Annotated in this window: 11 protein-coding genes; 5 read left to right on the top strand and 6 right to left on the bottom strand. The window is 31.0% G+C overall.

All coding sequences use genetic code 11. The annotated features are described in order from the left end of the window. Positions 1 to 102: 102 nt before the first annotated feature. Genes C7H52_RS07255 through C7H52_RS07240 form a run of 4 tightly spaced genes read left to right on the top strand, consistent with a single transcriptional unit; the run spans position 103 to position 4,261 of the window. A complete protein-coding gene (locus tag C7H52_RS07255; protein ID WP_106463234.1) occupies positions 103 to 2,025 on the top strand; it encodes a BatA domain-containing protein in 1,923 nt (640 codons plus the stop codon). Beyond that, complete coding sequence (locus tag C7H52_RS07250) at positions 2,022 to 3,278, top strand: dihydroorotase (protein WP_106463233.1); 1,257 nt, start codon at positions 2,022 to 2,024, stop codon at positions 3,276 to 3,278. The genes C7H52_RS07255 and C7H52_RS07250 overlap by 4 nt, the downstream gene beginning before the upstream one ends. Next, positions 3,278 to 3,610: a hypothetical protein gene (locus C7H52_RS07245; RefSeq protein WP_106463232.1), complete on the top strand. Its 333-nt coding sequence runs from the start codon at positions 3,278 to 3,280 to the stop codon at positions 3,608 to 3,610. The genes C7H52_RS07250 and C7H52_RS07245 overlap by 1 nt, the downstream gene beginning before the upstream one ends. A gap of 3 nt (positions 3,611 to 3,613) precedes the next feature. Then, positions 3,614 to 4,261 carry an alpha/beta hydrolase gene (locus C7H52_RS07240; protein ID WP_106463231.1) on the top strand — a complete coding sequence of 216 codons (648 nt, stop codon included), beginning with the start codon at positions 3,614 to 3,616 and terminating at the stop codon, positions 4,259 to 4,261. Here the strand turns inward: C7H52_RS07240 and C7H52_RS07235 are convergent. Together C7H52_RS07235 and C7H52_RS07230 are read right to left on the bottom strand one after the other, a co-directional pair. After that, positions 4,258 to 4,767, bottom strand: coding sequence for a hydrolase (locus C7H52_RS07235; protein WP_106463230.1), 510 nt, complete (start codon positions 4,765 to 4,767; stop codon positions 4,258 to 4,260). The two genes, C7H52_RS07240 and C7H52_RS07235, sit on opposite strands and share 4 nt — an antisense overlap. A gap of 9 nt (positions 4,768 to 4,776) precedes the next feature. Continuing rightward, positions 4,777 to 5,547, bottom strand: a complete 771-nt coding sequence (locus C7H52_RS07230) for an MBL fold metallo-hydrolase (RefSeq protein WP_106463229.1) — start codon at positions 5,545 to 5,547, stop codon at positions 4,777 to 4,779. 83 nt (positions 5,548 to 5,630) lie between these two features. Here C7H52_RS07230 and C7H52_RS07225 point away from each other — a divergent pair, with 83 nt between their 5' ends. After that, complete coding sequence (locus C7H52_RS07225; protein ID WP_106463228.1) at positions 5,631 to 7,088, top strand: nicotinate-nucleotide adenylyltransferase; 1,458 nt, start codon at positions 5,631 to 5,633, stop codon at positions 7,086 to 7,088. Positions 7,089 to 7,139: 51 nt separating this feature from the next. On the opposite strand, the gene C7H52_RS07220 is transcribed toward C7H52_RS07225, so the two are convergent. The 4 genes from C7H52_RS07220 to C7H52_RS07205 all read right to left on the bottom strand — a co-directional run bounded on the left by C7H52_RS07220 (position 7,140) and on the right by C7H52_RS07205 (position 12,682). Continuing rightward, positions 7,140 to 8,834, bottom strand: coding sequence for a hypothetical protein (locus C7H52_RS07220; RefSeq protein WP_106463227.1), 1,695 nt, complete (start codon positions 8,832 to 8,834; stop codon positions 7,140 to 7,142). 79 nt (positions 8,835 to 8,913) lie between these two features. Then, the gene (locus C7H52_RS07215) at positions 8,914 to 9,438 is read right to left on the bottom strand and encodes a hypothetical protein (RefSeq protein ID WP_106463226.1); all 525 of its coding nucleotides are present in this window, start codon (positions 9,436 to 9,438) and stop codon (positions 8,914 to 8,916) included. A gap of 28 nt (positions 9,439 to 9,466) precedes the next feature. After that, a complete protein-coding gene (locus C7H52_RS07210) occupies positions 9,467 to 10,705 on the bottom strand; it encodes a DUF6638 family protein (protein ID WP_106463225.1) in 1,239 nt (412 codons plus the stop codon). 21 nt (positions 10,706 to 10,726) lie between these two features. Further along, positions 10,727 to 12,682, bottom strand: a complete 1,956-nt coding sequence (locus C7H52_RS07205; protein WP_106463224.1) for an AAA family ATPase — start codon at positions 12,680 to 12,682, stop codon at positions 10,727 to 10,729. Positions 12,683 to 12,701: the final 19 nt, after the last annotated feature.

The following is a 12,701-nucleotide window of genomic DNA, read 5'->3' as shown; positions in this document are numbered from 1 at the left end:
TTTGTTACATATTATGGTTATAAAAACTTTGTTAAAATCTTTTTATCATATAACTAACTTATAATTTATCTATTAGTATCTTTGAAAAACTTATTGTAACACATGCAGTTTAAACATCCAGAAATACTTTACGCGTTATTTTTACTGGTTATTCCTATTTTAATCCATTTATTTCAATTAAGAAAATTTAAAACAGAAGCATTTACAAATGTTGCTTTTTTAAAAAATTTAAAATTAAAAACACGCAAAAGTTCTCAGATTAAAAAATGGCTAATATTAACCGCGCGAATATTATTTCTTTCCGCTCTTATTTTAGCCTTTTCGCAACCTTACTTTTCAAACAATTCTAAATTAAACACAAAAAAAGATATTGTTATTTATTTGGACGATTCTTTTAGTTTACAAGCTAAAGGTTCTTCTGGAGAATTATTTAAAACTGCTTTACAAAATTTAATTTCTACACTACCAGAAAACGAAATATTTACACTTTTTACTAATAATGCTGTTTTTAGGAACACTTCTGTAAGTGCTGTAAAAAATGAGTTGTTACAATTAAAATATTCAGCAAATCAATTACCATATGCTTCTGTTTTATTGAAGGCTAAAAGTTTTTTTTCTGATTCCAAAGATTCTAAAAAGCATTTTATCTGTATTAGTGATTTTCAAGAGAATAGTGATCTTTTTGAGGTTGATAAAAATGAATTTATACTTGACCTTGTACAATTAAAACCAGAAAAGACAAATAATATTTTTATAGATAGTTTATATGTTACAGAAACCACTGCCACACATAAAACATTAAAGATAAAATTAAATTCAAACCATAATACAGAGCAGACATTACCAATTTCTTTATTAAATAATGGAAAACTTGTTACTAAATCTTCTATCCAACTTGATAAAACCAATGAAACCGAATTCACAATACCTAATGACAGTAATTTTAAAGGAGAGCTTGTTTTTAACGACAATAATTTAAGTTTTGATAACCATTACTATTTTAGTCTTGCAGAAAAGCAATCTATACATGTTTTAGAAATTAAAAATTTAAAAAGTAATACCTTTTTAAAACGCATTTACACAGAAGATGAGTTTAATTTTACATCTGTAGAACTACAGCAATTGGATTATAGTGTCATAAACCAACAACACACCATAATTTTAAATGAAATTTCAACTATTTCGCCTTCATTGGTTAACAGTTTAAAAACTTTTAAGACAAATGGCGGTACTTTGGTTATAATCCCTAATACTGAAACCGAAGCCGACCAATACAATAACCTTTTAGCAACCTTAAATCTAGGTGTTTTCGATAATTTAAATACAAATTCTAAAAATATTACAGAAATAAATTACGCGCATCCTATTTATGCTAATAATGTGTTTGAAAAACAAATTAAAAATTTTCAATATCCAAATGTAAAAAACAACTTTAGCAGTTCAAATTTAAGATTAGCTAAAGTATTAGGTTTTGAAAATGAAACTCTATTTCTTGGAGAAAAAAACAACACCTATATATTTACAGCAGCTTTAGGCATAGAGAATTCTAATTTTACATTACAAAATTTAGTTGTTCCAACATTTTACAATATCGCATTACTAAGTTTACCTTCACAAAAACTGAATTATATAATTGGTCAAAAAAACATTATCAACTTAACCGTTACACCAAAAAATGATGCTGTAGCTACATTAAAAATGAACGATAATAGTTTTATTCCTTTACAAAAACAATTACAAAAAAGTATAGAAATAACCACAGATGAATTACCTGAAAAATCTGGACATTACACCGCTTTTTATACAGAAAACCCTATAACCACCTTAAGCTATAATTACAATAAAAGTGAAAGTCAATTAAGTTATCATGATTTGAGCCAATTTAATAGTGTAAACAATTCTGTTTCCAATACTATTGAAAGTTTACAATCCGAATACAATATCAAGACGCTTTGGAAATGGTTTGTTATTTTTGCTTTATTTTTTATTGCTGTAGAAATGTTACTTATTAAATTTTTAAAATGAATTTATTAATAAAAAACGCCAAAATTATAGATGATACGAGCTCTCATCATCTTTTAACAAAAGATATTTTAATTGAAAATGGAGTACTCAGTAAAATAGAAGATTCTATAGAAAACACATCTAATTACGAAACTTTAAAGTTAGAAAATTTACATGTATCTCAGGGCTGGTTTGATAGTAGTGTGTGTTTAGGAGAACCTGGTTTTGAAGATCGAGAGACCTTAGAAAATGGATTAAATACTGCTGGGAAATCTGGATTTACTAGTATAGCCATGAATCCAAACTCTAAACCTGTTTTTAACGATAATGCACAAATTTTTTCGGTAAAAAGTAAAACACAACATCACGCTGTAAATTTAAAACCCATTGGAGCACTTACAGTTAATAGTGATGGTGTAGATTTGGCTGAACTTTATGATATGCAACAAGCAGGTACTATTGCTTTTTATGATTATAAAAAGCCCATTTCAAACCCCAATTTATTAAAGATTGCGCTACAATACACAAAACATTTAGAAGGTTTTGTATACTCACATCCTTTAGAACAAAAAATTTCAGGTAATGGAGTTATGAATGAAGAAAAACTAAGCACTATGCTTGGTTTAGCTGGCTCACCAAATTTAGCGGAAGCCATGCAGGTTGCCAGAGATTTATTTTTATTAGAATATACTAAAGGAAAACTACATATTCCAACCATATCAACTAGAGAAAGTATAGATTTAATAAGAGAAGCCAAAATTAAGGGCTTACAAGTTACTTGTAGTGTTGCCATACATAATTTGTTTTTTACAGATGAAATGTTGCATGATTTTGATACAAAGTACAAAGTGAATCCACCACTAAGAACTCAGCAAGATATTGATGCATTATTAGAAGGTTTAAGTAATGGAACCATAGATTATATTACCAGTGATCATAACCCACTTACCATAGAAGACAAAAATGTGGAATTTGAGCATGCATCTTACGGAACTATAGGTTTAGAAAGTGCTTTTGGTGCTTTAAACACCTTGTTTAGCACTGAGATAGCTATTAAGCTTTTAACTCGCGGAAAAAAACATTATCAGATAGAATCTTTTAGTATTGAAGTTGGTGAAAAAGCCAATTTAACTCTATTTAATCCAGATGAAGATTATTTATTTGATAAATCTTGTGTGTTTTCAAAATCTAAAAACAGCATATTCTTAGATCATGATTTAACAGGAAGAGCTTATGGAATTATATCAAATAACCAAATAATTTTAGGTAAATAATGACAGAAAAAACCATTCAAGAAGGTAAACTATATGCTGTAGTAAGCTATTTAACATTTATAGGATCTATTATAGCCATTATAATGAATAGCGATGTAAAAAATCCTTTTACTACTTTTCATAACCGACAAGGTTTAGGCTTATGCTTAAGCTTTTTATTATTAGGTTATTTTTTAGGTCAATTTGATAGTTGGTTAATCTCCGGACCATTTTTATTTGGTTTTGGATTACTTTTGGTCTTTGGTGTTATTACTGCTGCAAGTGGTAAAATGGTTTTAATACCAGTAATTGGTGCACTATTTCAAAAAATTTTTTCAAACATTATTAAATAATTTATGACTTCATTTTCAATAAATCATATCACAAGATCTTCAACTTTAAAAGAAAAAGCACCTTTACTTATATTATTACACGGTTATGGTAGTGACGAGAATGATTTATTTTCGTTTGCTCCCGAATTATCGGAGGAATTATTTATTATTTCACTAAAAGCTCCATACCAATTACAACCTTACGGAAATGCTTGGTATGCTATAAATTTTGATGCCAATAATGATAAATGGAGTGATAATGACCAAGCGATTCAATCCAGAGAGCTTATAGCTACATTTATAGATGAAGCTTGTTCTCATTATCCTGTAGATAAAGATAATGTCACTTTATTAGGATTTAGTCAAGGTTGTATTTTAAGTTTTTCGGTAGGTCTAACCTATCCTGAAAAGATTAAAAACATTATTGGTTTAAGCGGTTATATCAATGAAGATATTATCAAATTAAAAACTCAAGACGCTTACAAAAATATAGATATTTATGCCTCACATGGAAGTGTAGATCAAGTTATTCCTGTAGATTGGGCCAGAAAAACTAGTCCATATTTAGAAAAACATCATATTAAACACATTTATAATGAATTTCCTGTAGGACATGGTGTAGCACCTCAAAACTTTTATGAGTTAAAAGACTGGCTGGAACAGAAACTTTAATACCTCTGGTAAGGATAAAGTAAAGTTTCGATTTCCTTAAACTTAATATCGTTATTCTCATCAATACTATAACCAATTAAAATTTCTCCCCATAAGGTTCCATCCGAAAAGTCGGCTATAAGCCATTTATGATTTAAGAATTTAACCGAATTTAAAAGCATTCGGTTACCATTTCCGCCTGGATATGGAATTATGGGATGAGTGTCGCCATCCTGCATATTCATAGAAAGTAAAGCATCTTTAACAACAGGCATTAACTTTTCAGAATCGATACCATTATCCTGAAAAAATGAAATAGCATCATCGCTATAATTTAAATCAAATTGTGATAAATCTGAAATTTTATCTTTAAGCATACTTATAGAATCTGAATACACTTCTACTCTATTTTCTGCGGTTTTTAAATTTTTATCGTAATCTTCAATAATACTTTTTGAATTGATATATTGAAACAATACTAGTAACAAAGTAAAAATAAACAGGTACATAAAAACTCTATTCTTCATAAATTCTAATTATTTAAGTTTTAAAATTAATCCATCATATGCTAAATGAATATGATCTGGTAAACGGGCTTCAACTTCATCATGAAATCCTAATTGGTGACTTATATGTGTTAGATATGCTTTCTTAGGCTTTATTTTATCAATCATTTCTAAAGCTTCACTTAAGGTAAAATGAGACGGACTAAAACTTTCCCTAAGAGCATTTATAACCAAAACATCTAAATTTTTAAGTTTCTCTAACTCAACAGAATCTATAGTTTTCATATCGGTTAGATATGCAAAGTTTAAAAATCTATAACCAAAAACTTGAAGTCCGTTATGGTAGCCATTTATAGGAATAACTTCTAAGTTATTTAATTTAAATGGTTTATTTTCAATCACTCTAGCTTCCACAACAGGAGAACCCGGGTATTTATTTTCTGTAGTAAATATATAATCAAAACGTGTTTTTAGCTCTCCCAATACACGTTCATGTAAATAAAAAGGCATTGCACCTTGCTTGAAACAAAAAGGTCTTATATCATCTAATCCTGCGGTATGGTCTGCATGTTCATGAGTAAAAAGGACACCATCTAATTTAGATACTTTTGCTTTTAACATTTGCTGTCTAAAATCTGGCCCACAATCGATTACATAGGTATAAGAATCCCACTCAACTAAAATACTAACCCGCAAGCGTTTATCTTTTGGGTTTGGGCTTAAACAAACCGGATGTGTACTTCCTATAATTGGAATTCCTTGAGATGTCCCGGTACCTAAAAATGTTATTTTTAAACTCATAAATGTCTTCAACAAAAGTAAGTTATTTTTTTCTTTATGATAAATGAAAATGATACATTTGTAATGCAACAGAATCTACTAAAATGGAAGAAATCACATTAAAAGGCGATAAAGCATTTGAAAACATCCCTTCAATAAAGGACAAAGCATTACGTATTAATTTAAATGAAAATATTTACGGAACCTTTGCCGAAATTGGAGCTGGTCAAGAAACTGTTAGGCAGTTTTTTAGAGCTGGAGGTGCTTCTGGTACTATTGCAAAAGCCATGTCTGCTTATGACAAAGCCTTTAGTGATGCCATTTATGGTATTGAAAACGATAAACGATATGTAACTGAGGCGCGATTAAGAAAAATGCTAACTCATGAAATTAATCTTATTGAGCAGCGTTTAAGTCGTGAGGAACATCCGAATAAATTCTTTTTTAGTTATGCCAATACTGTGGCTACTATAGATTTTGCAAAAAAATATAAAGGTCATGGTTGGGTTGGAATTAAATATCAAATAGATCCTAATGAAGCTTATAATGAAATAATACTTCATATTCGTTTTAAAGAAAATGATGCCAGATTACAACAAGAAACCTTAGGTATTTTAGGCACTAACCTTATTTATGGTGCTTATTACAAATACAATCAGCCTAAAAAATTACTAAAATATTTATACGACCATTTAGATAAAGATCAGTTAGAAATAGATACCATTAACTTCTCGGGACCAGTATTTGAAGATGTAGATAATCGTCTAATGAGTTTACAACTGGTAAAAAATGGGATGACAGATGCCGTAATGTTTGCTCCAGACGGAAATAACGTTTTACCAGCACGTGTTCTTTATAAGAAAAACATTTTAGCCTTAAGAGGTAGCTTTAGACCGGTTACCAATGTTAATATGGACATGTATAAGAAATCTTATGATATGTTTATTAATGAAAACAAGGTTGATGAAGCCAATACTCAGGTAATTTTTGAAATTACGTTATCAAACCTACGAGCTGAAGGAGAAATTGATGAACAGGATTTTATGGATAGAGCGCGTTTATTATGTTCTTTAGGGCAAACAGTCCTTATATCCAATTTCCAGGAATACTATAAGTTAGTAGAATACTTCTCACAATACACCAAGAGTCGTATGGGCTTAGCTATGGGCGTTAATAATTTAGTAGATATTTTTGACCAGAAATATTACACACACTTAAGTGGAGGAATTCTGGAAGCTTTTGGTAAGTTATTCTTTAAAGATTTAAGAGTTTACTTATATCCAATGAAAAATGATGATGGTACACTTACTACAAGTGATAATGTGAAGGTGCACCCAAGAATGAAAGAGCTTTACAAATTCTTTAAATATAACGGAAAAGTTATAGATATTGAAGACGTTAATGAGGAAAGCTTAGTAGTATTCTCCAGAAAAGTATTAAAAATGATTTCTAACGGAGAAGATGGTTGGCAAGAAATGCTTCCTGAAGGAGTTTCTAAGCTCATAATGGAAAAGAGCTTATTTGGCTGCGAAACCGAAGAAGGTTGCAATACAGAATTTTAAATAAAAAAATCAAGTCTATTAGACTTGATTTTTTTTATCCGCTTTATCTTTTTATTTGCTTTCTAATATTTTTATAGAGTCAATTTTCTTCTGAAGCCTTAAAATCTCTTCATTATTAGAATTTACAGCAGGAATACGTCTTACAGAATCTAAAATGGTTTCCGCTTTTTCTAATAACTTTTCTTCTTCATTAAAGTATTCTCCAATGCCTTCACTTGCACGCCAAGCTTCATTTAACTGGTCATAAACCGTCTTTTCCCATTTACTCGGGTGTTTTGCATCAATCCACACCACATCTCTGTATTCGCTATCTATTAACGTTAAATCTGGTGTTGCAGAGCCATCAAATTTTGAACTTCCATCGCGCACAGAAGAAATGGTTCCTAAGAAAAATAAACGCTTTCTACCTGCTAAATTTTTAATGTAAGGTCTAAACTCTACGGGTTTATTTACCGACCAATCATACTCTTTTCTGGATTCAATCACTTTTAAAGGCATTGCCGAAACGCCTGCATAACCTTGTTTTTTAGACGCATGATCGTAATAATATAACTTATCGGTTCCGTCTGCTGGAATAAACACACTAAAGGTTAAACTGGTGCGCTCATCTCCTACCGGTTCTAACCCAAACCAATGATATAACCCTGAATAGGCATCAATTTTAGTATCTTCAAAATTAAAATCGGTTACAAAGGGTTGCTGATTCTGGTCGTCTGGTAAATTTGGAATTTTTACTGCGGTTTCCATATTCCATGGCAAAGGGTCGCTAAAGCCTCCTAAAAATTTAAGAGATTCGGCTTGTAATTGAGATACTTTTTCAGACAAGGTATTTTGTCGCGTTAAATAAGGATGATTCTTCATTTCTTCAGGAGAAATGTATGTTCCTTTTCCAATAGTAACACGTTCCAAATAATCGTTAAAATCATGTTCCCCATTATCTATAACCATAACACCACCAAAACTTGGATATGGAAAGAAAAATCCTTTCCATTTAATTAAACTTACGACTTGTACCCAGGCGCCTTTATCGTTTTTCATGTAATAGGTATCGCTTGGCTCGTAATTAAAGAGTTGCCACAAATTAAAACGTTGTACAACCGCATTATAAGTGTTTCGGCTCCATTTTAAAGATTCTCCAATAGAAAATGTAACAGGAATTCTATTTTCACTTGAAAAACGAGGAAATGGCGTGGTACTGGATACGGCAAAAACTTCCTCGGTATTATCATTTAAGCGCTGCATCACATATTTTTCAGATGGCTGGATAGCCATAGTCCACTGGTTTGTGGTATCTATTCGCACCAAATGTGGTAAAGACACATCTTTGGTTTCTCCTACACTTTCATTAGCCATAGAGAAAATATTTCTTAAGGGTTGAATACGTTCATTTTGAGTTAGCGGCAATTCATTTATTTCAACTTTATTTAAATCGTTAAACACATTATAAGTTTTCATGTAGTCATACAATTTAACCTGCCAACCTAAAATATAAAGCAGTCCAAAAAAGATAATTAAGCTAATAAGTATAACCACTCGTCTTAATATTGAAGCCGATTTCCGGAACCATCTTAAACCAAAAAACAAAATAAGACCGCTTAATAAAATGATGAAAATAAATTTTCTAAAAAACAGTAAGGCTGGCTGATAGTCGTCTCTTAAAAAAAACAATAAGGCAATAATAACAATAGTCACAAGAATAGTTATTCCTTTTTGTTTGCCTCCTTTATTCCAATAGTTTTTTATCATGGTTTTGTGATTTTAGCTTTTAGCCGTTTGCTATTAGCTTTAGAAATTTAATTAAATAAATAACAATATAAATTTAGATTTACATTAATCCTTTATCCTTTAAACGTTCTCTGGCAGACTTTTTCTCTACTTCTGGTTCTTCTTTTATTTCTTCTTTAGCAACTTCTATAGCTTTATTGTCTTTGTTCTTTAAATCTTCAAAAACATCTTTCCCTTTATTTAAAGTATTTTGCACAACATCTTCTAAGGTTTCACTTTGAGCTTCAATGACTTTAGAAGATTTTAAAATAAATCCGGCGAGATACGTTCCAATTAAAGTTCCCACAATTGAAGACACAAATAGCTGGATTGTAGCAATTTCTATTGGTAAAAATAATTTTGAAATTAATATGGCTACAATAAATAATAATGAAATATAAACCAGTCGCATTAAAAAATTCTGCTCATAAATAAACCCTTTTGTACTATGTGGGGACATTTGTAACTCTTTAGAGTACATTATTTTATTTAAAGTGCGATATATTTTATTGCTTTTAGATTCTCTCCAGTACAGTAAGATTCCGAAAAGAATAGCTGCTATAAATATGATTAATTCTAAAGTCATCGTTTTTATTTGTTATATACGTCTAAAGTTACGCAATTTTGTTACTAATTATTTCTATGACCCAATCTTTAAAACCGTCATCCCAAGTCGCATAGGTTTTGTAAAATTGAGCTTTATCGTACCAATACAAGTGCAAAACATCTTTAGGTGAAATATCTGTAAGTAATTTCCAAATCAAATCTTTTTGGTTTACTGTTAAAGATGAATGTGGTTCGTGCAGGGCAAAATATAGGTCGTCTTTAATTAAATCGGCAATTTTATATTGATTACTGATTTCTATTTTTTCCAGATATAGTTCTACAGACATGACATGTTTTCGAGATTCTATATCCAGTTTATTTAAGTAGCTTTTAAACAATAAAGGATCGTTTAAAATATCTTTTTTAGCATGTGAAGCTTCTTTTATAGCTGAAATTAGTTCAAACTTTTTAATACGGTCGTAACGCTCGTCTTGAGTTACTTTTTCTAAATCGCAAGAAATAATGGTATGGTCTGTTAACTTTTCTATTAATTCTGGTTGCTGCATATGAAAAATCAACACATCATGTAATGTATCTTTTATAGCTTCTTTATACCAGTTAAGATCTTTAAAAACTATAATAGGTGTTATAAAATCTCGAAGTACATAAACGCCGCCAAATGCTTTAGTAAAAAACGATTCCGTTGTAAAAGTGAGACTATGTAAACTTAAATCTCTATCTCTTAAATCTCCATAGGTGTTAGCAGATTCTAATAATTTAGCATGTAGTTTTTCATCTATAAAATGATGTCCTTCTTTAAATGTTTCAATTAACCGGCGTTGCTCTTTTTGTTTGTTTTCTAAATCGTTTATTAAATGAAAACTAATATCTACTGTTTTGTATTTTAAAACATCTAAAGGCTCATAAAAAGCATCTATAAATTGGTCAAAATCGATACAAATAGCACAATCTCTAGTAATATCTTTTATTTTATCGCCATGAATTCTAAATACGTCTTGCATCATATCTCTATCGAAGGTATGAAATGGCTCAAAAACAGGTTTACGATGTTGTAAAGGTGAAATTAATATACCATGTAAGTTGGCTTCTCCATTATTTAGGTACGCACTATTATCTTTTTCTATAGCAATCTCAGGGCTCCAGCCCATACCATCAATATGGAAACTGGTAAGTTTAGTTGGTGTGAAGCCAAGTTTTATTAAGCACTCATTATAGCGCTCAACTAATTTCCCACTAATAGGAATGAGCTCATTATTATATAAATTGGCGTCTTTAAGTTTTTGCATAAAACAATAGTATCCTAAGTATTACTTCCCAAACTGCTCTCTGGCTTTGGTTTCAATTTGTAATTGATTAATTCTAGCGTCTACTTTACGTTTGAAATCGGTATCTGCTATAGTAGCAACATTATCTAAATAACGTACCACTTCTTGACGTCTAATATCCGAAAAGTTTAAGCCTTTCATATTAGCCTTCATAACTTCTTGAAGCATATTAAACTTGGTCTCGTAATTTTGTTTGAAATAAATTTCTGGATTTTCAAACCAATCTTCTTCTAAATCAAAATCGGTTAAACGCAACGACACCGCACTTTGAATGTTTCTAACATCTCTTGATGAAAAGAATGGAAAAATAGCCTGAATTTCTTTATATAACGCAGCATAAAACAAATGCGAATTGGTTTTATGCAAACTTTCGGCTTTTGCATACGCTTCTAATACACGAGCTTCTGTAGGTTTTTCTACGCTACTTAAAATATCGCCCATGTTTTTAGCTAAACCTTGGTCTTGTAAAAACGTGTAATTGTCTGGCGATTGCATGTTTACAAAATCGGGCATAGTTTGATCTAATTTGCGCCACCATAAATGATCTTGGTCTAAGAAATCGTGTTCCGTTCTTGCGCCATCAATTTTAAAACGACCTTGCACACGAGAAATAACAGCTTTATCCAGCATTTCCGGTAAATTTGTAAATAATCCTATAGAACTATTTCCGTAATTTACCGCATAAGCACCTTCGGTATAACGTAAAAAGACTCCAATAACCTCTTTAACACCAGCCGATACACCTTGCGCTGTTCGCTCTTGTAAATTATTTTCGGCATCATCAATAGGTGCAAAAATAAGTTTGGTGGGGTCTTGCATAGGCTTCATCCACTCCACCATTTTCTCGGCAGAACCACCTTGAAACGTACTAATTAAAGTGTCTGGCATTGGATGAAACAAAAATGGAATATCTAAAGCATCACTATGCTCTTTCAATTTAGTAGCAATAGCAGCTATAAGCATACTTTTTCCTGTTCCTGGAATTCCGTATCCCATAAACACAGGCATAAATCCGCCTAATTCCTGAAACGGGTTTTTCTTTGCTTCAAAATCGTAACTTAACATACGTTCAGTTAAACGTCTTGCAAAGTGTTTAGCATCGCGGTTTCCTACAATTTGTTCAAACTTAATTTTATTAAATTCTACACTTTTTGCAGTACCCGAAAACACATTGTTCCATCCCGAGATTGAAAAATCGGAATTTTCTAGTTTATACGTTCTATCTTCAATAGTTGCGGTATATTCTAAAGTGCTTTTTCTTAGTTGAATTTCAGCTATTAAAGCTTCAAAATACACCACCGTAAAATCTATAACATCTTTATCGCTTTTGATTAATTCTGGATGAGATAGATATTTATCGAAATAAAACATAGCGCATGAAAATCCTTTTAAAGGCGATAAAAATGAGACTTCTGGTATGCCTGCAAATTTTTGTTTCATTACCGATAAATCATCCGACGCAAAAGGTTTTAACTGATGTAAAATATAATACGACATTGCAAATAACATAAAAGCAGTACCTGTATGCATTTTACTTTCGTACTCTCGCTTTCCGTTGGTATCTAAAGCCGATTTATTTTGAATCAAGCTCGATAAACCTGAAGCATCATAATATGAATCTTTTATCCATGTCCCTAAAGTTAACCCTTCTTGAACTGCGTAAAGTGTCTGATTTAAAAATAAAGGAATTGCAACAGAGTCTGGTAATAGCCGTTTTTTTAAAGCAAGTATGGTTTTAGAAACCGAAGTCGTTTCTGCACTACCGCCATTATTGGCTTTAGACAAATACAATAAAATTGAAGTGTCTTTAGCGTCTTTATCTTTATGTTTTGCTCGAGAACTTTGCTCCCATTGTACACTTTTTAAGTAAGATGAAGCTTCGTCACGAAGTGTGTCTAATTCGTTTTGTTTTATTGGAAAGGTTGAGTTGTGCTGCATATTTTTTTATAAGTTGAAA

It is taken from the genome of Aurantibacter aestuarii (assembly GCF_003008425.1).
Lineage (GTDB): Bacteria > Bacteroidota > Bacteroidia > Flavobacteriales > Flavobacteriaceae > Aurantibacter > Aurantibacter aestuarii.
Note: the sequence above shows the minus strand (reverse complement) of the source record. Positions and strands in the feature narration are given on the sequence as shown.

Coding starts and splice junctions, on each gene's coding strand:
- C7H52_RS07255 (WP_106463234.1), top strand. CDS start 103: ATGCAGTTTAAACATCCAGAAATACTTTACGCGTTATTTTTACTGGTT.
- C7H52_RS07250 (WP_106463233.1), top strand. CDS start 2,022: ATGAATTTATTAATAAAAAACGCCAAAATTATAGATGATACGAGCTCT.
- C7H52_RS07235 (WP_106463230.1), bottom strand. CDS start 4,767: ATGAAGAATAGAGTTTTTATGTACCTGTTTATTTTTACTTTGTTACTA.
- C7H52_RS07215 (WP_106463226.1), bottom strand. CDS start 9,438: ATGACTTTAGAATTAATCATATTTATAGCAGCTATTCTTTTCGGAATC.
- C7H52_RS07240 (WP_106463231.1), top strand. CDS start 3,614: ATGACTTCATTTTCAATAAATCATATCACAAGATCTTCAACTTTAAAA.
- C7H52_RS07225 (WP_106463228.1), top strand. CDS start 5,631: ATGGAAGAAATCACATTAAAAGGCGATAAAGCATTTGAAAACATCCCT.
- C7H52_RS07230 (WP_106463229.1), bottom strand. CDS start 5,547: ATGAGTTTAAAAATAACATTTTTAGGTACCGGGACATCTCAAGGAATT.
- C7H52_RS07245 (WP_106463232.1), top strand. CDS start 3,278: ATGACAGAAAAAACCATTCAAGAAGGTAAACTATATGCTGTAGTAAGC.
- C7H52_RS07210 (WP_106463225.1), bottom strand. CDS start 10,705: ATGCAAAAACTTAAAGACGCCAATTTATATAATAATGAGCTCATTCCT.
- C7H52_RS07220 (WP_106463227.1), bottom strand. CDS start 8,834: ATGATAAAAAACTATTGGAATAAAGGAGGCAAACAAAAAGGAATAACT.
- C7H52_RS07205 (WP_106463224.1), bottom strand. CDS start 12,682: ATGCAGCACAACTCAACCTTTCCAATAAAACAAAACGAATTAGACACA.